This window comes from Microlunatus parietis (genome assembly GCF_013407955.1).
In the GTDB taxonomy this organism is placed as follows: Bacteria; Actinomycetota; Actinomycetes; order Propionibacteriales; family Propionibacteriaceae; genus Microlunatus; species Microlunatus parietis.
Map to the genome: position 1 here is coordinate 1,702,199 of NZ_JACCBU010000001.1, position 17,869 is coordinate 1,720,067.

Annotated in this window: 21 protein-coding genes; 8 read left to right on the forward strand and 13 right to left on the reverse strand. The window is 69.7% G+C overall.

Annotated elements, in window-relative coordinates:
- Positions 1 to 6 precede the first annotated feature (6 nt).
- The 3 genes from BKA15_RS08095 to BKA15_RS08105 all read right to left on the reverse strand — a co-directional run bounded on the left by BKA15_RS08095 (position 7) and on the right by BKA15_RS08105 (position 1,724).
- Positions 7 to 426: a MerR family transcriptional regulator gene (locus tag BKA15_RS08095; RefSeq protein ID WP_179749678.1), complete on the reverse strand. Its 420-nt coding sequence runs from the start codon at positions 424 to 426 to the stop codon at positions 7 to 9.
- A 33-nt stretch (positions 427 to 459) separates the two neighbouring features.
- Positions 460 to 864 (reverse strand): VOC family protein, encoded by a 405-nt coding sequence (locus tag BKA15_RS08100; RefSeq protein WP_179749680.1) that lies wholly within the window; start codon positions 862 to 864, stop codon positions 460 to 462.
- 65 nt (positions 865 to 929) lie between these two features.
- The gene (locus BKA15_RS08105; RefSeq protein WP_179749682.1) at positions 930 to 1,724 is read right to left on the reverse strand and encodes an arginase family protein; all 795 of its coding nucleotides are present in this window, start codon (positions 1,722 to 1,724) and stop codon (positions 930 to 932) included.
- 128 nt (positions 1,725 to 1,852) lie between these two features.
- On the opposite strand from BKA15_RS08105, the gene BKA15_RS08110 reads away from it, so the two are divergent.
- Entirely contained in the window at positions 1,853 to 2,191 is a 339-nt protein-coding gene (locus BKA15_RS08110) for a YciI family protein (protein WP_179749684.1), read from the forward strand.
- A 376-nt stretch (positions 2,192 to 2,567) separates the two neighbouring features.
- Here the strand turns inward: BKA15_RS08110 and ychF are convergent, their stop codons facing one another.
- Positions 2,568 to 3,641: a redox-regulated ATPase YchF gene (gene ychF, locus BKA15_RS08115; RefSeq protein WP_179749686.1), complete on the reverse strand. Its 1,074-nt coding sequence runs from the start codon at positions 3,639 to 3,641 to the stop codon at positions 2,568 to 2,570.
- Between the two features lie 108 nt (positions 3,642 to 3,749).
- Here ychF and BKA15_RS08120 point away from each other — a divergent pair, with 108 nt between their 5' ends.
- From BKA15_RS08120 to BKA15_RS08135, 4 genes are all read left to right on the forward strand, one after another.
- On the forward strand, positions 3,750 to 5,186 hold the full coding sequence (locus tag BKA15_RS08120) for a hypothetical protein (RefSeq protein ID WP_179749688.1): 1,437 nt from the start codon (positions 3,750 to 3,752) through the stop codon (positions 5,184 to 5,186).
- A gap of 129 nt (positions 5,187 to 5,315) precedes the next feature.
- Positions 5,316 to 5,651, forward strand: coding sequence for a YciI family protein (locus BKA15_RS08125; protein WP_179749690.1), 336 nt, complete (start codon positions 5,316 to 5,318; stop codon positions 5,649 to 5,651).
- Positions 5,648 to 6,856, forward strand: coding sequence for an RNA polymerase sigma factor (locus tag BKA15_RS08130; RefSeq protein WP_179749692.1), 1,209 nt, complete (start codon positions 5,648 to 5,650; stop codon positions 6,854 to 6,856). The genes BKA15_RS08125 and BKA15_RS08130 overlap by 4 nt, the downstream gene beginning before the upstream one ends.
- 80 nt (positions 6,857 to 6,936) lie before the next feature.
- Positions 6,937 to 7,668: a DUF899 family protein gene (locus tag BKA15_RS08135; RefSeq protein ID WP_246322292.1), complete on the forward strand. Its 732-nt coding sequence runs from the start codon at positions 6,937 to 6,939 to the stop codon at positions 7,666 to 7,668.
- A gap of 18 nt (positions 7,669 to 7,686) precedes the next feature.
- Here BKA15_RS08135 and BKA15_RS08140 read toward each other — a convergent pair whose 3' ends face one another.
- The 4 genes from BKA15_RS08140 to BKA15_RS08155 form a co-directional block, all read right to left on the reverse strand.
- Positions 7,687 to 8,142 (reverse strand): DoxX family protein, encoded by a 456-nt coding sequence (locus BKA15_RS08140; RefSeq protein ID WP_179749693.1) that lies wholly within the window; start codon positions 8,140 to 8,142, stop codon positions 7,687 to 7,689.
- 97 nt (positions 8,143 to 8,239) lie between these two features.
- A complete protein-coding gene (locus BKA15_RS08145; RefSeq protein ID WP_179749694.1) occupies positions 8,240 to 9,505 on the reverse strand; it encodes a M18 family aminopeptidase in 1,266 nt (421 codons plus the stop codon).
- A gap of 78 nt (positions 9,506 to 9,583) precedes the next feature.
- Positions 9,584 to 10,993 carry an amidohydrolase family protein gene (locus BKA15_RS08150; RefSeq protein WP_179749695.1) on the reverse strand — a complete coding sequence of 470 codons (1,410 nt, stop codon included), beginning with the start codon at positions 10,991 to 10,993 and terminating at the stop codon, positions 9,584 to 9,586.
- Complete coding sequence (locus BKA15_RS08155; RefSeq protein ID WP_179749696.1) at positions 10,990 to 11,580, reverse strand: GNAT family N-acetyltransferase; 591 nt, start codon at positions 11,578 to 11,580, stop codon at positions 10,990 to 10,992. The genes BKA15_RS08150 and BKA15_RS08155 overlap by 4 nt, the downstream gene beginning before the upstream one ends.
- Positions 11,581 to 11,650: 70 nt before the next feature.
- Here BKA15_RS08155 and BKA15_RS08160 point away from each other — a divergent pair, with 70 nt between their 5' ends.
- Positions 11,651 to 12,223, forward strand: coding sequence for a TetR/AcrR family transcriptional regulator (locus BKA15_RS08160; protein ID WP_179749697.1), 573 nt, complete (start codon positions 11,651 to 11,653; stop codon positions 12,221 to 12,223).
- A gap of 89 nt (positions 12,224 to 12,312) precedes the next feature.
- On the opposite strand, the gene BKA15_RS08165 is transcribed toward BKA15_RS08160, so the two are convergent.
- Complete coding sequence (locus tag BKA15_RS08165) at positions 12,313 to 13,515, reverse strand: FAD-dependent monooxygenase (RefSeq protein WP_179749698.1); 1,203 nt, start codon at positions 13,513 to 13,515, stop codon at positions 12,313 to 12,315.
- A gap of 70 nt (positions 13,516 to 13,585) precedes the next feature.
- Here BKA15_RS08165 and BKA15_RS08170 point away from each other — a divergent pair, with 70 nt between their 5' ends.
- Both BKA15_RS08170 and BKA15_RS08175 read left to right on the forward strand, forming a co-directional pair.
- Positions 13,586 to 14,182, forward strand: a complete 597-nt coding sequence (locus BKA15_RS08170; protein ID WP_179749699.1) for a TetR/AcrR family transcriptional regulator — start codon at positions 13,586 to 13,588, stop codon at positions 14,180 to 14,182.
- A gap of 61 nt (positions 14,183 to 14,243) precedes the next feature.
- Positions 14,244 to 15,788: a DNA recombination protein RmuC gene (locus tag BKA15_RS08175; RefSeq protein WP_179749700.1), complete on the forward strand. Its 1,545-nt coding sequence runs from the start codon at positions 14,244 to 14,246 to the stop codon at positions 15,786 to 15,788.
- 1 nt (position 15,789) lies between these two features.
- Here the strand turns inward: BKA15_RS08175 and BKA15_RS08180 are convergent, their stop codons facing one another.
- Genes BKA15_RS08180 through BKA15_RS08195 form a run of 4 tightly spaced genes read right to left on the reverse strand, consistent with a single transcriptional unit; the run spans position 15,790 to position 17,818 of the window.
- Positions 15,790 to 16,227, reverse strand: coding sequence for a PIN domain-containing protein (locus BKA15_RS08180; RefSeq protein WP_179749701.1), 438 nt, complete (start codon positions 16,225 to 16,227; stop codon positions 15,790 to 15,792).
- Complete coding sequence (locus tag BKA15_RS08185) at positions 16,224 to 16,436, reverse strand: YlcI/YnfO family protein (protein WP_179749702.1); 213 nt, start codon at positions 16,434 to 16,436, stop codon at positions 16,224 to 16,226. The genes BKA15_RS08180 and BKA15_RS08185 overlap by 4 nt, the downstream gene beginning before the upstream one ends.
- 20 nt (positions 16,437 to 16,456) lie before the next feature.
- Positions 16,457 to 16,798, reverse strand: coding sequence for a cupin domain-containing protein (locus tag BKA15_RS08190; RefSeq protein WP_179749703.1), 342 nt, complete (start codon positions 16,796 to 16,798; stop codon positions 16,457 to 16,459).
- Between the two features lie 39 nt (positions 16,799 to 16,837).
- Positions 16,838 to 17,818: a 4-hydroxy-3-methylbut-2-enyl diphosphate reductase gene (locus tag BKA15_RS08195; protein WP_179749704.1), complete on the reverse strand. Its 981-nt coding sequence runs from the start codon at positions 17,816 to 17,818 to the stop codon at positions 16,838 to 16,840.
- Positions 17,819 to 17,869 lie beyond the last annotated feature (51 nt).

The following is a 17,869-nucleotide window of genomic DNA, read 5'->3' on the forward strand; positions in this document are numbered from 1 at the left end:
TCGCCGCTACGCCTCCGTCACGGCCGGCGCACGGCGGCACGAGCTGATCTTGCGATTGATCAACTCAGGATCTCGTTGCAGGTCGGCGATGTGGGCCTGGGCGCGGTCTCGGTGTGCCTCCAGCACAAGGGCGCGGTCGACATCGGTCGACGGCCCACCTCGCACCAGCTCGGCGTACCGGTGCATCTCGACTACCGGGATCCTGGTCGCCCGGAGCCTGATCAGCAGTACCAGCCGCTTCAGATCCCGGCGGTCGAACTGCCGCCGGCCGGCCGAGTCTCGCGGCACCTGGTCGAGCAGCCCTTCGCGTTCGTACCAGCGCAGGGTGTCGATCGACAGCCCGGTCGGCGCCGAGACCTGCCCGATCGCCAGCGGCCCGTCGGTGCCCGGATCGAGGTCAGGCACGCCGCTGGTCTCGTCGTCCATCCCGAGAGCTTGCCTCCTGGAGTGCGCTCCAGGTCAAGCGAACGGTCGGGGGATCGGCCTAGGGAACGAGGGGTTCGGTGTCCACAGCCCGAAGGAGACGCCGGTCGGCTCCCGGAACGTCGCGAACCAGCGGTCATCGCCGCCGAGTTCGGTCCTGGTCCGTTCGATCGCTCCGCCCAGGGCGGTGACCTGGTCGAGTTTGGACTCGAGATCGGCGACCTGGACGTACACCCGCGTCCCCACCGCGGGCCGCCGGTCGGCCGCCGCTCGCTGCAGACCTCCGATTCCCGAGCCGTTGGCCATGATCAGCCAGTAGTCGGCGCCGAGCTCCGAATCGGCGAACACTTCGCCGAACGACCAGCCGAACAGCGCGGACAGGAACGACTGCGCGCGCTCGGGGTCGGGCGATTCGATCTCCCACCAGACGATCTCGTCCATGCGCCCAGCCTAGGGAGTTTCGCGAGTCCGATCGCGTACAGCAGCTGCACCGACGAGGACCATGATCATCCGGGCGGCAGCATCAGCGTGGCACCCAACGCTGCGGCGAGGCGGCTCATGGTCCGGCGACTGAGCTCGTCGCCGGCATGCTCGGGCAGCCAGGCGCCGGCCACATGGGCGCCGGCGATGTGGGCGGTGGCGCTGGCGGCAGCCAGGCATTCCTCGATCAGGGAAAGGGAAGGTCCTGGCCCGGATGGGAACCGTGCGCCAGGGACCTGGGCTTCGTCGATCACGTCGATGTCGAGGTGGAGATAGACGGGTACGGGCCCGAGCCGGCCGAGGGCGGACACGATCGCGTCGGGATCGGCGGTTATCCGACGGACCTGGCTGCTCCTGAGGGCGTCGCGTTCGGCGGGGTCGAGATCGCGGGCATCGGCGAGCACAACGGCGGCCTCGGGTACGGCCCGCAGCCCGAGCGTGTCATCGAAAAGGTCTGGCGCGCGACCGGTCAGCATCGCGAGTGCCATCCCGCCGACGTACCCGCTGGTCGAGGTGGCGGGCGTGTTGAAGTCACCGTGCGCGTCGAGCCACAGCACGGCCAGGTCTTGATGGCGGCGCTGCAGGCCGGCCACGGTCGCCCGGGCCGTGGGACAGTCGCCCGAGAGCACCAGCGGCCTGGCGACCCGTGCAACCGCGTCGAAAACGGCCCGGTGCAGCAGGCTCATCCGGGCGGGGACGGAGCCGGAAGGAAGCTGCGGACGGACGACCTCGGTTGCCGTGGCGGGGATCGGGAAACCCGAGAGGTGCTCGTCGAGGTGCCAGGGCGTGACGATCAGATCCCAGGCGCCGTGATCAACCATGACGTGGCTCCTTCAAATTCGCGCGAGAAAGCTGCGCCCCAGATGTCGGATCGTCCGCGAACCCTTCGTGGAGGGATTGACGCGGCTACCCGCCGCTGAGAAGAACGCTACCGACACGAGGAGCAGCCATGACCCAATACATCATCTACTTCAACCAGCAGTGGGTCGGCCACCACAGCGACGACTGGTTCGCCAACCGCGGCCCGCTCGCCGCTGCTGTCGTGGACGAGATGAAGAACGCCGGCGTGTACGTGTTCGCCGGCGGGCTGCACGACATCGACACCGCCTTCCACGCCGACGCGACCAGCGGCACGGTCAAGATCACCGACGGACCGTACGCTCCCGCTGAGGCGTACCTCGGCGGGCTGACGGTTGTGGACGTCCCCGACCTCGAGGAAGCGAAACGGTGGGCCGGCAAGCTCGCCGAGGCATGCGGCTGGCCCCAGGAGGTCCGCCGGGTCGAGTGAGCCCACTCTCGGCACGAAGGCGGCGGCCGCAGTCAACGTTGGAGCGTGTTCGACGACGTCCCCGTTCCAGATCAACGTCAGCTGTTGGCGCCCAGGTCCGGCCTTCATGCAAGTAGGCACGTCGTTAGCTTCATCTGTTCTCCTTAGATGCAACTACCGCGTGCGATACGCCGAACAATACTCAGGAGCGGGCGGCGTTCAGACCTACCGCGCAATGTCCCAACTGGAACGCGCAGGATTCATCCAGGAGATCACTGGGCGCAAGCGCGACAGGATCTGGGCCGCGTCCGACCTGTTGGCCGAACTGGAGGACCTGGACCGCCGGATACAAGAGTCCATGAGGGACTGAGAGTCCTATAGACAGCACCTCACGCAGCTAAACATTGAAGCGGAACTCGACGACGTCCCCGTCGGCCATCACGTAGTCCTTGCCTTCGATGCGGACCTTGCCCTTCGAGCGGGCGGTGATCATGGAGCCCGCCTCGACGAGGTCGTCGTAGGAGATCACCTCGGCCTTGATGAAGCCCTTCTCGAAGTCGGTGTGGATCACGCCGGCGGCCTGCGGGGCCAGGGCTCCCTTGGGGATGGTCCAGGCTCGGGCTTCCTTGGGGCCGGCGGTGAGGTAGGTCTGCAGGCCGAGGGTGTCGAAGCCGACGCGGGCGAGGTTGTCCAGGCCGGGCTCGTCGATGCCCATCTCGGCCAGGAACTCGGCGGCCTCGTCCGGCTCCATCTCGACCAGTTCGGATTCGATCTTGGCGTCCAGGAAGATCGCCTCGGCCGGGGCGACGACCTCGCGGAGCCGCTTCTTCAGGTCTTCGTCGGCGAGCTCGTCGGTGTCGCAGTTGAATACGTACAGGAACGGCTTGGCGGTGAGCAGGAACAGTTCGCGGAGCGGCTCGCGGTCGATCCCGGAGGCGTAGACCGTCTTCCCGGAGTCGAGCACCTCCTGGGCCTGCTTGATCGCGGCGACGGAGGCCTGCTTGTCCTTGTTGATCCGAGCTTCCTTCTCCAGCCGGGGCAGCGCGCGCTCGACCGTGGCGAGATCGGCCAAGATCAACTCGGTGGTGATCGTCTCGATGTCGGAGGCCGGATTGACCTCGCCGTCGACATGGGTCACGTCGACGTCGCGGAAGGTACGGGTGACCTGGCAGATCGCATCCGCCTCGCGAATGTGGGCCAGGAACGCGTTGCCCATTCCCTCGCCCTTGCTGGCGCCGCGGACGATGCCGGCGATGTCGACGAAGCTCACCGTGGCCGGCACCACTCGCTCGGACTGGAACAACTTGGCCAGCTCGGCCAGACGCGGGTCCGGGACGCCGACGACGCCGACGTTGGGCTCGATGGTGGCGAACGGGTAGTTCGCGGCCAGGACGTTGTTGCGGGTGAGCGCGTTGAACAGGGTCGACTTGCCCGCGTTCGGGAGCCCGACGATGCCGATGGTGAGTGCCACGGGCGCACGATACCCGGATCTGGACAAGGGCTCCCGATCGCGCCACGGCCACCCTTAGACTCGTCTTCGTATATCGGTAATAATTTCGACTATTCGAAGGGTTACGCGATGAGCGAGCCGTCGCCGCAGACCCGTTTCCGGGCCGCCGGACTGCGTGATCGGATTCCGCCCGGCGGGATCAGGTCGGCCCTGGTCGGCGGCAACACCGTCGGCGGCTGGATTCGCGAGGCCGCGCCGCGCACCGACGGGTACCGGCACGTCGACACCCCGGCCATGATCAACAGGCTGCGCGACCTCGGCGCGAACCACTACTGCTTCGGCATCTGGGACTCGCCGACCGACTTCGATGATCTTCGGTTCGAGTTCGCGCCCGCCGCCCAGGAGGCCGGCCTGCAACTGCTGCCGTACGTCGTGCCGCCGTCGGAGACGTTCAGCTGGGGCAAGGCGTCGCGGCCGTACCGGATGGACTACATCGCTTGGGCGGAAGCGTTCGCGCGGCTGGCGCTGGACTTCCCGGTGATCACCGCCTGGGCGATCGACGACTTCGACTGGGCCGAGAACCCCTCGGTCTTCACGCCCGACTATCTGGCCCGGATCCGTACCGCACAACTCGCGATCAACCCAGAACTCGGCTTCTTCACCTGCGCCTACCGGCCGGCCGCGACCTCCGACGCATTCATGATCAAGTACGGACCGTACCTCGACGGGATCATCTTTCCGTTCCTCGACGGCGGCAATTTCAACACGATCCGGACCGACCAGGTCGGCGCTGACCTCGCGGCGGTGACCGAAACCGCCGGCCGATACGACGTGGAGGTGATCTTGCTCGGCTACGCCGGTCGCTGGCTGGCCGGGCTGCTGCCGCCGACCGCCGAGTACGCGGCCGGTTGCCTCGGTCCCGCGGTCGCCGCCGCCTCGTCCGGCCAGTTGCTCGGCGTCGTCGCGTACGGGCTCCAGCTGGACGGGGCACCGACCATCGCCAACGAGCGGCGTTCGATGTACGGGGACGGTCGCGGAGTCCTGGTCTCCGGTCAGGTCCCGCTCACCGCAGGCCAGTACGCCCAGCTGTCCACCCCGATCACGGTCCAGCCGGACAGCCCGCGGCACGAGCTCAGCTTCTGGCACTCCCGAGCGTTCGGCGCCGAGCATCCGCCGCGGCGGGGCGACTTCGAGATCGGCGTCTTCCTGGACGACGAACAGGTGTGGACCGGCGACGTCCACGACGCGACCTGGCAGCAGCTCTGGGTCCAGGGCCACGTGCTGCAGGGCCCGGTCGACGTGTCGACCGCCCTGCGCGGGAAGACCGAGGCGACGTTGCGGTTCCGGCTCACCGCGCTGCGAGACCTGGACGCTTCGAGCATCGATGTCGGGCTGGACACCATCGAGACGATCGGCTTCACCGTGCCCGATCCCGGCTTCGAGGATCCCGCAGCCTGGCGGATCGACGGCACCGGCGGCCCGATCGTCGCCGCGGTCGACCTCTTCGAGCCCGACCGCCCAGAACGCATCTTTGCCACCGTCCGCGACCTCTACCGAGCCGGTTGATCAACTTCCTCGCGTGCATCCGCGACCGTTCCGCGCAACCGCGACCGCTGCAACAGTCGCGGACAGGTGCAACGGTCGCGGATGTTGGATGCGCGCTTGCGCTCGGCGCAAGATGTCAGACTGTCGCCCATGAAGTACGTGCTGCTGATCTGCGACGACGAGACGGCATCGCCCAGCAACGAGGAGCTGGACGCCGACCCGGTGCACCAGGCCTGGGTGGCGGACCTGGAGCGCCGCGGCGCCGAGATCTTCGGGGCCAGACTGCGTCCGGTGGTCGACGCGACGACGGTCCGGGTCCGGGACGGCGAGACGCTGGTCTCGGACGGGCCGTTCGCCGAGACCAAGGACTTCGTCGGCGGCTTCGTGGTGCTCGATTGCGCCGACCTCGACGAGGCGATCGCGATCGCCAAGGGGCATCCGTACGCCCACTGGGGCAGCATCGAGATCCGACCGGTCTGGGAATGACCGAGGCGGAGGTCCAGGCGGCGGTCGCCGCGGCGTACCGGGACGAGTGGGGCCAGATCGTCGCGACCCTGATCGGCCTGACCCGGGACTGGGATCTGGCCGAAGACTGCGCGCAGGAGGCGTTCGCGGCGGCGTTGACGACCTGGCCGCGGGACGGGATTCCGAAGCGGCCGGGCGCCTGGCTGACCACGGCGGCCCGCAACCGGGCCATGGACCGGCTGCGCCGGGACACGGTCGGCCGGTCCAAGCTTCGGCAACTGGCGGTGCTGTCCCGCGACCCGACCGAGCCGGCCGAGATCCCCGACGAGCGACTGCGATTGATCTTCACCTGCTGCCACCCGGCGCTGCCGTTCGAGGCCCGGGTCGCCCTCACGCTGCGGACCCTGACCGGGCTCAGCACCGCGGAGATCGCGAAGGCGTTCCTGACCGCCGAGCCGACGATGGCGCAGCGGCTGGTCCGGGCCAAGCGCAAGATCACCGAGGCCGGCATCCCCTACCGGGTGCCGCCGGCAGACCTGCTCCCGGAGCGGCTGACGGCCGTGCTCGCCGTCCTGTACTTGATCTTCAATCAGGGGTACGACGACGAGGACGGCAGCCGCGCCCTGACCGCGGAGGCCATCCACCTGGCCCGGGTGCTGGCCGGACTGATGCCCACCGAGCCCGAGCCGCTCGGCCTACTGGCCTTGCTGTTGCTGCACGAATCACGCCGGGCCACCCGGACCGACGACGGGGTGTTGATCACGCTGGAGCAGCAGGACCGGAGCCGGTGGGACCGGACCTTGATCGACGAGGGCGTCGCGGTCCTGGACCGCGCGCTGCCGTTGCGCCGCCGCGGGCCGTACCAGCTGCAGGCCGCGATCGCCGCCTGCCACGCCACGGCGCCCGATCCGCAGAGCACGGACTGGCCGCAGATCGCGGCGCTCTACCGCGAGCTGGCCCGGCTGGCGCCGTCGCCGGTGGTCGAGCTCAATCGGGCGGTCGCGGTCGCGATGTCCGACGGGATCCCGACCGGGCTGGCCCTGGTCGACGAGCTCGTGGAGTCCGGCAAGCTCAGCGGCTACCACCTGCTGCCGGCGACCCGGGCCGACCTGCTCCGCCGCGCGGGCCGGACGGAGGAGGCCGAGGCGGCGTACCAGGAGGCCCTGCGGCTGGCCCCGACCGACGCGGATCGTCGCTATCTGGCCGGCCGCCTCGACGACCTCTGAGAAATTCTCGTCCGGTGCTGTCGATCCCGGGCACCGGTTGTACGTCGGTCGGCTGTCAACACCGAACGAGGAGGACTCCATTGATCACGAACCTGCCGCCGATCGCCGACCGGGCCGCCTACCAGGCCGAGGTGGACCGGCTGCGGATCCGGGAGAAGGCGCACACCCACGAGGGTGACGCGATCGCGGCCGCCCGGCGCCGGTTGCCGATGGTCGAGGTCGACCCCGGCATCACGCTGACCGGGCCGGCCGGGCCGGTGACCCTGCTGGACGCCTTCGAGGGGCGCTGCCAGCTGATCGCGTACTACTTCATGTGGCACCCGGGCCACCCGGCGTCCGGCCAGTGCGAGGGCTGCACGTTCTACACCACCCAGGTGGGCGAACTGAGCTACCTGCAGTCCCGCGACGCCACGTTCGCGGTGTTCGCCCAGGGACCGTACGAGGAGAGCGCCCGCTACCACGAGTTCATGGGCTGGCAGATGCCGTGGTACAGCGTGCAGGCCCCCGCCGTCGACCAGCTGCTGGCCGACCGGCAGGCCGGGATGATGTACCTGATCTGCTACGTCCGCGACCGCGATCGGGTGTACGAGACGTACTGGACCACCATTCGCGGGGTCGAGGCGATGGACAACAGCTACGCCCTGCTGGATCTCACCGTGTTCGGCCGGCAGGAGCCGTGGGAGGACTCCCCCGAAGGCTGGCCGCGCGGCTGGTGGGCCGAGGGCGGCGGCAGCAACCTCCGCAGCAACGGCCGCCCGATCGCGCACTGGTCCCGCCTCGAAGCCGGGCGGTCCGACGACCTCTCCGGCTGACTCTCTCCGACTGACCGCTCAGGACGGTACGGGAGCGGTGCGGGCGGCGGCGACCCGCTCGCGCCGCCGGCCGACCAGCAGGTGATCGAGGCTGTACCGTCCCGCTCCGGCCACGGCCAGGCCGAGGCTCAGCACGGCGAGCAGGCCGACGAACTCGTACCCGCCGTTGGCCGCGTAGAAGCCGTTCGAGCCGTGGACCAGCACGGCCGCGCCGATCATGGTCGCCGTGTTCGCGAGCGCGACCAGCGGCGTCAGCAGGCCGAGGATGATCGCCGCGCCGCCGAAGATCTCCAGCGCCGTCACGCCGGGCCCGGCCAGTTCGGCGAACGGGACACCCATCTGGCGGAAGCCTGCCGTGGTGCCCTCGATCCCGTTCTGGGCGTACTTCTGCCAGCCGTGCGCGATCATCACGACCCCGAGTCCGATCCGGGCGATGAGCAGGCCGAGGTCTGTGCGAGCGGTCCGCTGTGTCATACGTTTCCTCCAGGTAATTGAAGCTGCAATCACCTGGCCCAACTCACGACCCGCCGGCCCTGTTCCCCGGGCCCGGGATTCACAGGGTCCGCACAGGTCAGCCGGCGAGGAAGGCCTGCATCGCCAACGTCAGCCCGCGCAGGTCGTCCACGCCGGCCAGTTCCCGCGCCGAGTGCATGGACAGGATCGGCGCGCCGACGTCCACGGTGGTGATCCCGATCCGGGTCGCCGTCAGCGGGCCGATGGTCGACCCGCAGGGCACGTCGTTGTTGGAGACGAACTCCTGGCCGGACACGCCGGCGACCCGGCAGGCGGTCCGCCAGACGGCGGCGCCGCGGGCGTCGGTCGCGTAGCGCTGGTTGGCGTTGATCTTGAGCAGCGGCCCGCGGCCGAGCAGCGGACGGTTCACCGGGTCGTGCCGGCCGGGATAGTTCGGATGGACGGCGTGGCCGGTGTCGGCGGAGAGGCAGTACGAGTCGGCCAGCGCCCGGTGCCGCTCGTCGGTGCCGGCGCCGAGCGCCGCGGAGATCCGCTCCACGGCGTCGGCCAGCAGCGGCCCGGCCGCGCCCGACCGCGAGCCACTGCCGATCTCCTCATGATCGAAGGCGGCCAGCATGGTGATCGTGTCGCCCGGCTCGGAGTTGATCAAGGAGGTGATCGAGGCGTGCACGCTGCTCAGGTTGTCCAGCCGGCTCGCGGCCAGGAACTGATCATGGACACCGAAGATCGCCGGCGCCGCGGTGTCGTAGGCCAGCACGTCGTAGCCGGCCAGGTCGGCGGTCGCGACCCCGGCCAGCTCGGCCAGATGATCAAGGATCGACCGGCGGTCGCCGCCGACCAGCCAGACCGGCGCCGTGTGCTGCTGCCGGCCGAGCCGGACCCCCTCCTCGTTGACCGACCGGTCCAGATGGATGGCCAACTGCGGGATCCGCATGATCGGCCCGGTCCGGACCAGCCGCTCGGTGCCGTCGGCCAGCACCAGCCGCCCGGCCAGGCCGAGTTCGCGGTCGAGCCAGGAGTTCAGCAGCGGGCCGCCGTACACCTCCACGCCGACCTGACCCCAGCCGTCGTTGGCGAAGTCGGGGTTCGGCTTCAACTTGAACGTCGTGGAGTCGGTGTGCGACCCGATGATCCGGTACGGGCTCGTCGGCCCGGCCGCCGCCGGCACCCGCCAGGCCAGCAACGCGCCGTCCCGGACCAGGAAGCGCCCACCGGGATCGTTGCGCCACGGCTCGGCCTCCAGCTGCCGGGTGAACCCGGCCGCCTCCAGCCGCCGCGCCCCCTCCTCGGCCGCATGGAACGAGGACGGGGACGCCGCGATGAAGTCGGCCAGGTCCCGGGCATGATCAACAGCATCGAGCATGCCCGCCAATCTAATCGGCGTCCCTGCCGCGCCACGGCCGGGCCCGATCCGGCCCGGGCCCGGCCGGTGCGGCCATGATCATGCTCCCTGCGGGACCGGAGTCTCGGCCGCGGCCGTACGGACTCCGTCGAGCAGGCCGTCGAGGGCATCCCGGTCGTACAGCCGGCCGCGGCTGATCACGGCCCGGATCGCTTGCGTGTTGGCGATATCGGCCAACGGGTCGGCGTTCAGCAGGACCAGGTCGGCGACCTTGCCCTCATCGACGCTGCCCTGCCGATGGTCCCGGCCGAGGTAGCGGGCCGGCTCGATCGTCGCGGTCTGCAGCGCCCGGGCCGGGGTCAGGCCGGCCGCGACGAACAGGCCGAGTTCGTCGTGCAGCGAGAAGCCGGGGAAGACGTAGCCGGTCATCGTGTCAGTGCCGGCGAGCAGCCGTACCCCGGCCGCTTCGAGGGACGCCACGACCTCGAGCCGCCACTGGAACAGTACCCGGTGCTGGAAGCCCTCCTCCGGCGTCCGGTGCCCGGAGTAGAAGCCGTCCACGATGTATTCGTAGAAGCTCTTCATCTCGCCCGGCAGGTAGTCGAGCCGCCGGTCCCGCGGGTCGACCGAGTCCGGCCGCTCCAGCACCCGGTGCAGCACGACGGTCGGGCAGACCGCGGCTCCGGCGGCGGCCAGCCGGTCGAACAGCCTGGCCGCCCGATGCGCGCTGTGGGTGTTGGCGGCGTCCCACTCGATCCGGCCGACCTGCTGGAACCAGGAGCCGTATTTCGGGCTCCAGTCCGGCTCCACCCGGGCCATCGCCGCCTGCAGCGCCTCGAAGCTGCGCGAGGTCTCCGGCCCGAACCGGTGCAGGTGCTCGAAGCTGCGCTGGCCGAGGTCGATCGCAGCCTCCAGCGACACCGCGTCCGGCAGGTGGCCGGCGAACGGGATGTCCAGCCGGGCCGCCTCGTCGGCGATCGCCCGCAGCGCGTCCGGCGACAGCCGCGAGTAGACCTTGACGAAGTCGGCACCCTCCCCCTTGACCCGGCGCACGGCGGCCCGGGCCTCGTCCTCGGTGCCGACCGCGAGGTACTCCTGCTCGACCGGCGCGTCCTCCCAGAGCGACGGCCGGCCGTCGACGATCGGGCTGGCGATCACCCAGCGCGGACCGACCAGCTCACCGGAGTCGGACCGCCGGCGCCACTCGTGCAGATAGGGCGTGCCCCACATCTGGCGCACAGTGGTGACGCCGTTGGCGATCAGCAGCGGCGGGTCGATCCGCTCGTCGCCACTGTCATGCAGGTGCATGTCGGCCAGGCCGGGGATCAGGTGCCGGCCGGTGCCGTCGACGACCCGAAACCCTTCCGGTACGGGGATCCGGTCGGCCGGGCCGACCCGGTCGATCCGATCACCGGTGATCAGCACCGTATGGTCGGGCAGCGACCGGCCGTTGATCACGTCGACCACCGTGACGTGGGTGATCGCCAGGCGCTGGGCAGAGTTGATCATGGACGTGACTCCGTTCGGTTGGTGATCTTGGGCGCGGGTTCGCGCCACAGCGGGAAGAGCTCCGGGCCGTCCGGCAATTGGATCGGCGGTCCGTACGGCCGGAAGCCGTGCCGGGCATAGAGGGCAGCGTTGCGCGGCGCGGAGGCCTCGAGGTAGGCGGGCAGTCCGGCCGCGTCGCACTCGGCCAGCCCCTCCGCCAGCAGAGCGCCCCCGTAGCCGCGGCCGCGGTCCTTCGGGCCGACGCCGATCACCCTCAGATAGCGGTGATCAGCATCGCCGGGATAGCGGTCGTCGAGCAACCGGCCGAGCTCGGCCAGCCGCCCGAGGTGCGGGATCAGCACCGGATCCGGCTGATCCGGCGCCGGCACCTCGTGCTCGGCGGGGCTGCACCAGACCGCGACGGCGCGCAGCCGGTCCCCGTCCTCGATCGTGCGGAGCCGCCCGTTGCGGAGGAAGGCCGCCAGCACGAGATTCAGGGCCGTCGGCCGGGTCTGCCGGTCCGGGAAGGCCCAACTCAGCACCGGATCGTCGAGGAAGGCCGCGGACAGCACCCGTACGGCCGAATCGTGGAGCTCGCTCGTTGCCATGACACGAACTATACATATGTCTAATACATGTGTATAAAACGTTTGTCTAAACGATCGCTAAACTGCGACCATGGGCCACAAGGAACAGCTGCTGGAGGGCGCGAAGCGCTGCCTCGCCGAGAAGGGGTACGCCCGGACCACGGCCCGTGACATCGTCGCCGCCTCCGGCACCAACCTCGCCTCGATCGGCTACCACTACGGCTCGAAGGAGGCCCTGCTCAACGCGGCCATGGTGGCCGTGGTCGCCGACTTCACCGACCAGGTGCTGAGCAGCCACCCGCGGCCCGCGGACGCGACGCCGGTGGAGGCGTTCCAGACGTTGTTCGCCGGCCTGCTGGCCTCCTTCCCGGAGGCTCGCGAGGCACTTAACAGCAGCATCGAGGCCTACAACGGCGCGGCCCACTCCCCCGAACTCCGGGCCCAATTGGCCGAGGCGCACGAGCTGGCCCGGCGCGGACTCGCCGCCGAGATCCTCGGCGTGCCCGAGGACCAGCTCGAGGAACGGCACGTCCGCACCCTCGGCTCGCTCATGATGGCGCTCTACCCGGGCGTGATGGTGCAGTTCCTGGTCGACCCGGACCGGGCGCCGTCCGCCGAGGAGCTGGTCGAGGGCCTCCGCACCCTCTGCCGCAACGCTCCCTGACCAGGGTCCGTAGGTCGGAATTTCAGGCCGTCGACACCGGCACCGTGCCGGACGGCGGCACGGTGGCCGCGCTGTTCACCTGAACCCGCTCAGTACTCCCGCATCGCCATCGCCGCCAGCGCGTTCGCCGGCCCGGGGCGTCGGGCTGCGATCCAGGAACGGAGGCGATGCGGGAGTCGCGGGTAGAACCGCAGCGCCAGCGCCATGGCACGAACGCCGAGCGGGGTGAGCGGCACCGACTGAGCGACCATGGCCGGAGCGATCCGGCTGCTGCGGCGGACGAACTCGCCGATCTCCGCCCGGTACGCGGCGAAGGCTTGATCATGATCATCCGTGCGGCCCAGCTCGCCGGCGAGCACGTAGCCGCCGATCATGGCCAGCGAGGTACCGCCGCCGACCGCCGGGCCGGGGGCATAGCCGGCATCGCCGACCAGCGCGACCCGGCCCTTGGCCCACTGGTCCAAGGTCACCTGGGTGATCGAGTCGACGTAGAGATCGTCGGCGGACTCGAGATGATCAAGAAGCGTCGGCACCTGCCAGCCCGCGGTCGCGAACCGTTCCCGCAGCAGCGCCCGCTGGGCCTCGGCACCGGCTCGGATCCCGGGCGGCTCCTGCTCGGAGCGCTCCAGGAGCAGCACCCGGGCCTCACCGGTCTGGTGCACCGGGTAGGTCGCGATCAGCCGGCCCGGAGTGAGATGGAGCAGGGTACGGCCTTGGATGCGGAGCACGTCCGGCATCGAATAGACACCGAGCCAGGCGCCGGTATAGCGGGTCAGCGCCGACTCCTCACCGAACGCCAGCCTGCGGACGCCTGAATGCAAACCGTCGGCGCCGATCACCAGGTCGAACCGGCGCGGCCGCCCGTGCTCGAACTCCACCTCGACGCCGTCGGGTTGATCATCAAGTCTCGTGATCATGTCACCGAAGACGAACTCGGCCTCGTTCTCGGCCGTGCGGTAGAGGAGCTGCGTCAGCACCCCGCGCAGGATCTCCACATGGCGGCCGGAGATCGTACTCGCCACGTCGTCGACCGGGATGTCGAGCAGCGATCCGTCCGGCTTGACCAGGCTGATCAACTCGTTCCGAGTGCTCTCCGCCTCGATCTCCGGCAGCAGCCCCATCCGCTCGACCACGTCGACCGCCGGCCCGAACAGGTCGACCGCGTGACCCCCGAGCCGGGCCCGCACCGACGACGTCCGCTCGACCACGGTGACCGCGAATCCCTTCCGGGCAAGCCAGTACGCCATCGTGGCACCCGCGATGCCAGCGCCGGAGATCAGAACCGATCGCATCGAAACCTCCCAGGAACTTACCTACCGTTAAGTCAAATCTACCTCATTCCGGGAACCGTAGGATGGCGACGTGGCCAAGGACACCAAGGCGCGGATCCAGACCGCAGCGCTCGAGCTGATCGCGCGGCAGGGGGTGCAGCGCACCAGCCTGCGCCAGATCGCCGACCAGCTCGGCATCACCAAGCCGGCCCTCTACTACCACTTCGCCTCTCGGGACGACCTGGTTCGCAGCCTGTTGCAGCCGCTGCTGGACGAGTGCGAGACCATGATCATCGAACTGGAACGGTCGGGCGGCGACGATCCGCGACGGGTCTTGGAGGAGTGCTTCGACCTGCTCTATCGACACCGGAACGTGATCAACTCGCTGGTCCGGGACCCGACCACGCTGTCCGAACTCGACCTCGGCAACCGCTTGATCAACTGGCGGCTTCGCGTGATCGCCATGGTCGCCGGACCGAGGCCCAGCCTGGCGGCCCGGGTGCGGGCCGTCGTCGCGGTCGGCGGCCTGGCCGACTGCACCGTCCTGTTCGACGACCATCCGGTCGAGAAGGTCCGGCCGGCGGCTCTGGAGGCCGCCCTCGCCACGCTGGACCGGCCCGAGCCCGTCCGCCGGCCCGCTCGACGCCGGGCCCCGACGAGTCCCCGATCGTCGAGCCGATCACGTTGATCGGGCGCGGCCCGGCGGTGCCTCCGACGGATTGTCGGTCCCGCCGGGCAGGATCGAAGGCATGGACGTAACGGCGGTCGTCGCGATGCTCTCCGGCCTGGTCATCGGGCTGGCCATCGGCGTCGGCGTTGCGGTGGTCGTGCTGCGGTCGCGGTGGGAGGCCACCGAGACGCGGTACGAGAGCCAGGGTCGGACCGAGCTGGCCCAGGCCCAGACGCTGGCCGCCGAGGCGCGCAGCGAGTCGTCCCAGTCCCGGGCCGAGCTGGCCCAGGCCCGCACCGACGTCGCCGAGGCGCGGGCACTCGCCGCCGCCGCCCAGGCCGAGGCCGCCGAGGTGGGCGCCCAGGTGGCGAAGGCGACGGCCGAACGGGACGCCGCGATCCGCCGGGCCGAGGAGCTGGCCGCCGACCGGGAGTCGATGCTGAACCAGTTCAAGGTACTGTCCGGCGAGACGATCGAGAAGCAGAGCAAGTTCGCCGAGGCCTCGGCCGACGCCCGGCTGAAGGCGACCGAGCAGCTGATGGCGCCGGTCCGGGACAGCCTGGAGCGGTTCAACGCGCGTTTGACCGAGGTGGAGAAGGAGCGGGTCAAGCTGTCCGCGGATCTGCGCAACCAGGTCCAGTCGGTGCAGTTGACCGGCGAGCAGTTGCGCCGCGAGACGCACGCCCTGGCCACCGCGCTGCGCAAGCCGCACGTCCGCGGCGCCTGGGGCGAGCTGCAGCTGAAGCGGGTCGCCGAACTGGCCGGGATGATCGAGCACTGCGACTTCACCACCCAGCACACGACGACCAGCAACGACCGCGCGGTCCGGCCCGACATGCGGGTCGACCTGGCCGAGGGCAAGTGCGTCTTCGTCGACGCCAAGGTGCCGCTGAGCGCCTTCCTGGACGCCCACGAGACCGAGGATCCGGAGCGGCGCAGCCACGCGCTGGAGCGGTTCGCCCAGCACGTCCGGACCCACATCGACCAGCTCAGCAGCAAGCGGTACTGGCAGTCCGACGCCGGGACGCCGGAGTTCGTGATCCTCTTCCTGGCCAGCGAGGCGCTGGCCGCGGAGGCGTTCCGGCTGGCCCCGGACCTGCACGAGTACGCTGCCCGCCGCGACGTCGTGCTGGCCACCCCGACCACGCTGATCGCGATGCTCCGGGCGGTGGCGTACGGGTGGAAGCAGGCGAAGCTGGCCGAGAACGCGGCCGAGGTGCTGCAACTCGGCCGGGATCTGCACGAGCGGCTCGGCACCATGGGCAACCGGCTGGACAAGCTCGGCCGGGCGCTGCGCACGTCGGTGACCGCCTACAACGACACGATCGCCACCGTCGAGGGCCGGGTGCTGGTCAAGGCCCGCCAGTTCACCGACCTCAAGGTGACCGACCAGGAGCTGACCGCGCTGACCTCCGTCGACGATCCGGTCCGGCAGATCCAGGCGCCCGAGCTGGTGGAGGATGCCGCCCAGGTCGAGCCGATGATCGGCCGCGGCCGGAAGCGGCGGTCGCGCCGCGATGACGTACCGGAGGCCGAGGAGTTGGTCCGCCCCGAGCCGGACCTGTTCGAGATGTTGCAGCCGGAGATCGAGCGGACCGACCGGGGTCGCGACACCGGCTCGTAGATCAGTCGAGGTCGTACGGGATGATGCGGAACGCGGATGCGCCCCACAAGGGCTCCAAGGCCCGGAAATGGCGCTGATCCAAAGTCATCATCTGGGTCGTCCGGAATCGGTCGGCCAGCACGACATTCGAAGCATCCGCGATGCCGATGTAGTCCTTGCCGGTCCCGAACCGCTGGACAACAGCCAGAGCGTCCGCGTGATCTTCAGCGGTCCATTCCGCCAGTTCATAGGCGCCGGTCACGATGTCCCGCCCAAACCGTTGCGCCGCCTCCCCGCCCAGTCGCGAGGCGAGCAGATAGTCGGCTTCAGCCACAATGAAAGGCGACAGGATCGGGACGAACTCACCCGAGGTGATGACGTCCGCCAGCACGACATGCTCGGCGTAGTCCTGATCGAAGATCGCCAGAATCGCACTCGTATCGACGATCGCAGCGTTCATCGACCGAAGCCACCAGCGAGTGCTTCGTCGATCTCCTCTGCACTCAGCGGGCTGCCACTCCGGAATCCGCCGACTGTCGGCGTCGGACGCGGCGCGTTACGGTCCAGCAACTTCTCGATCTCTTGGGCGAGCGTCAAGCCGTCCGCGGCAGCAAGCCGGTGGAGCCGGTCGCGGGTCCCCTTGGGCACCTTGATGGTGGTCATGGTCATACCGGCAAGTATACCGGCCCTCAATGAGCAGGTACGGAGACGCAGACCATCGTGGTGTCTTCGAGCGCCTCGACCAGGCCGGGTGCCTGCTCGGGAACATGGACGAAGTCGCCGGCCCGGACGGTGACGGCGTCCGCGGCGTCACCCACGCGCAGCGCGCCGCTGAGCACCACCCAGAGTTCCGTGTACGGGGCGGGCAGGTCCGCCTTCGCGCCGGCACGGAAGAAGGCCGTGTACGCGCTCAGCGGACCACCTTCGTCCTTGCCGATCGCCGGCGCGATGAGGATGTCCTCGCTGAACCGGACGGCGTTCTCGTCGATGTCCGTACTGAAACTCCGGGCGGGTGACCGCGAATCAACCATGACCCAAGCGTGTGACCTCAACCCTCCTTGAGGTCAAGGTCAGTCGTTGATCGCGCCCTTGCGGAGGTCCTTGCGCAGCTCGGGCGGCAGGGCGAAGACGAGCGACTCCTCGGTCAGCCGTTCCTCCTCGGCGGCCGGGAATCCCTTCTCCTGAAGGAAATCCAGCACGCCGGTGACCAGATCCTCCGGCACCGAGGCGCCGCTGGTCACGCCGACCACGGAGACGCCGTCCAGCCAGGCCGGGTCGATCTCGGTCGCGTTGTCCACCCGGTAGGATGCGGCGGCGCCGTTCTCCAGGGCGACCTCGACGAGGCGGACCGAGTTCGACGAGTTGGCCGAGCCGACGACGATCACCAGGTCGGCCTGGCGGGCGATCTGCTTCACGGCCAGCTGCCGGTTCTGGGTGGCGTAGCAGATGTCGTCGCTGGGCGGGTCGATCAGCAGCGGCAGCTTCTTGCGCAGCTTGCCGACGATCTCCATGGTCTCGTCGACGCTGAGCGTGGTCTGGCTCAGCCAGGCGACCTTGGTCGGGTCCGGGACGTCGAGGGCGTCGACGTCCTCGGGCGACTGGACCAGGGTGATGTGATCCGGCGCCTCGCCGGTGGTGCCCTCGACCTCCTCGTGGCCAGCGTGGCCGATCAGCAGCACCTGCAGATCGTCCCGGGCGAACCGGCGGGCCTCGTGATGCACCTTGGTGACCAGCGGGCAGGTCGCGTCGATCGCCTTCAGCCCGCGGTCCTTCGCCTCGGTCTGGACCGCCGGTGACACCCCGTGCGCGGAGAACACGACCGTGGCGCCGGTCGGCACCTCGTCCAGTTCCTCGACGAAGATCGCGCCGCGCTGCTCCAGCGTCTCCACCACGTGCTTGTTGTGCACGATCTGTTTCCGGACGTAGATCGGCGATCCGTAGAGGTCCAGCGCCTTCTCCACGGTGATCACCGCCCGGTCGACGCCGGCGCAGTAGCCGCGCGGGGCGGCCAGCAGCACCTTCTTCTCGAGCGTACGGGGCGTAGACGTCATGGGCCCGAGTCTATGGGCCGCCCCAGAACGTCCGTCCGGGCCGTTACGCTC

Coding starts and splice junctions, on each gene's coding strand:
- BKA15_RS08125 (WP_179749690.1), top strand. CDS start 5,316: ATGAAGTACGTGCTGCTGATCTGCGACGACGAGACGGCATCGCCCAGC.
- BKA15_RS08150 (WP_179749695.1), bottom strand. CDS start 10,993: ATGATCAACTCTGCCCAGCGCCTGGCGATCACCCACGTCACGGTGGTC.
- BKA15_RS08185 (WP_179749702.1), bottom strand. CDS start 16,436: ATGACCATGACCACCATCAAGGTGCCCAAGGGGACCCGCGACCGGCTC.
- BKA15_RS08110 (WP_179749684.1), top strand. CDS start 1,853: ATGACCCAATACATCATCTACTTCAACCAGCAGTGGGTCGGCCACCAC.
- BKA15_RS08190 (WP_179749703.1), bottom strand. CDS start 16,798: ATGGTTGATTCGCGGTCACCCGCCCGGAGTTTCAGTACGGACATCGAC.
- BKA15_RS08100 (WP_179749680.1), bottom strand. CDS start 864: ATGGACGAGATCGTCTGGTGGGAGATCGAATCGCCCGACCCCGAGCGC.
- BKA15_RS08105 (WP_179749682.1), bottom strand. CDS start 1,724: ATGGTTGATCACGGCGCCTGGGATCTGATCGTCACGCCCTGGCACCTC.
- BKA15_RS08155 (WP_179749696.1), bottom strand. CDS start 11,580: ATGGCAACGAGCGAGCTCCACGATTCGGCCGTACGGGTGCTGTCCGCG.
- BKA15_RS08165 (WP_179749698.1), bottom strand. CDS start 13,515: ATGCGATCGGTTCTGATCTCCGGCGCTGGCATCGCGGGTGCCACGATG.
- BKA15_RS08160 (WP_179749697.1), top strand. CDS start 11,651: ATGGGCCACAAGGAACAGCTGCTGGAGGGCGCGAAGCGCTGCCTCGCC.
- BKA15_RS08095 (WP_179749678.1), bottom strand. CDS start 426: ATGGACGACGAGACCAGCGGCGTGCCTGACCTCGATCCGGGCACCGAC.
- BKA15_RS08180 (WP_179749701.1), bottom strand. CDS start 16,227: ATGAACGCTGCGATCGTCGATACGAGTGCGATTCTGGCGATCTTCGAT.
- BKA15_RS08130 (WP_179749692.1), top strand. CDS start 5,648: ATGACCGAGGCGGAGGTCCAGGCGGCGGTCGCCGCGGCGTACCGGGAC.
- BKA15_RS08140 (WP_179749693.1), bottom strand. CDS start 8,142: ATGACACAGCGGACCGCTCGCACAGACCTCGGCCTGCTCATCGCCCGG.
- BKA15_RS08120 (WP_179749688.1), top strand. CDS start 3,750: ATGAGCGAGCCGTCGCCGCAGACCCGTTTCCGGGCCGCCGGACTGCGT.
- BKA15_RS08175 (WP_179749700.1), top strand. CDS start 14,244: ATGGACGTAACGGCGGTCGTCGCGATGCTCTCCGGCCTGGTCATCGGG.
- BKA15_RS08195 (WP_179749704.1), bottom strand. CDS start 17,818: ATGACGTCTACGCCCCGTACGCTCGAGAAGAAGGTGCTGCTGGCCGCC.
- BKA15_RS08145 (WP_179749694.1), bottom strand. CDS start 9,505: ATGCTCGATGCTGTTGATCATGCCCGGGACCTGGCCGACTTCATCGCG.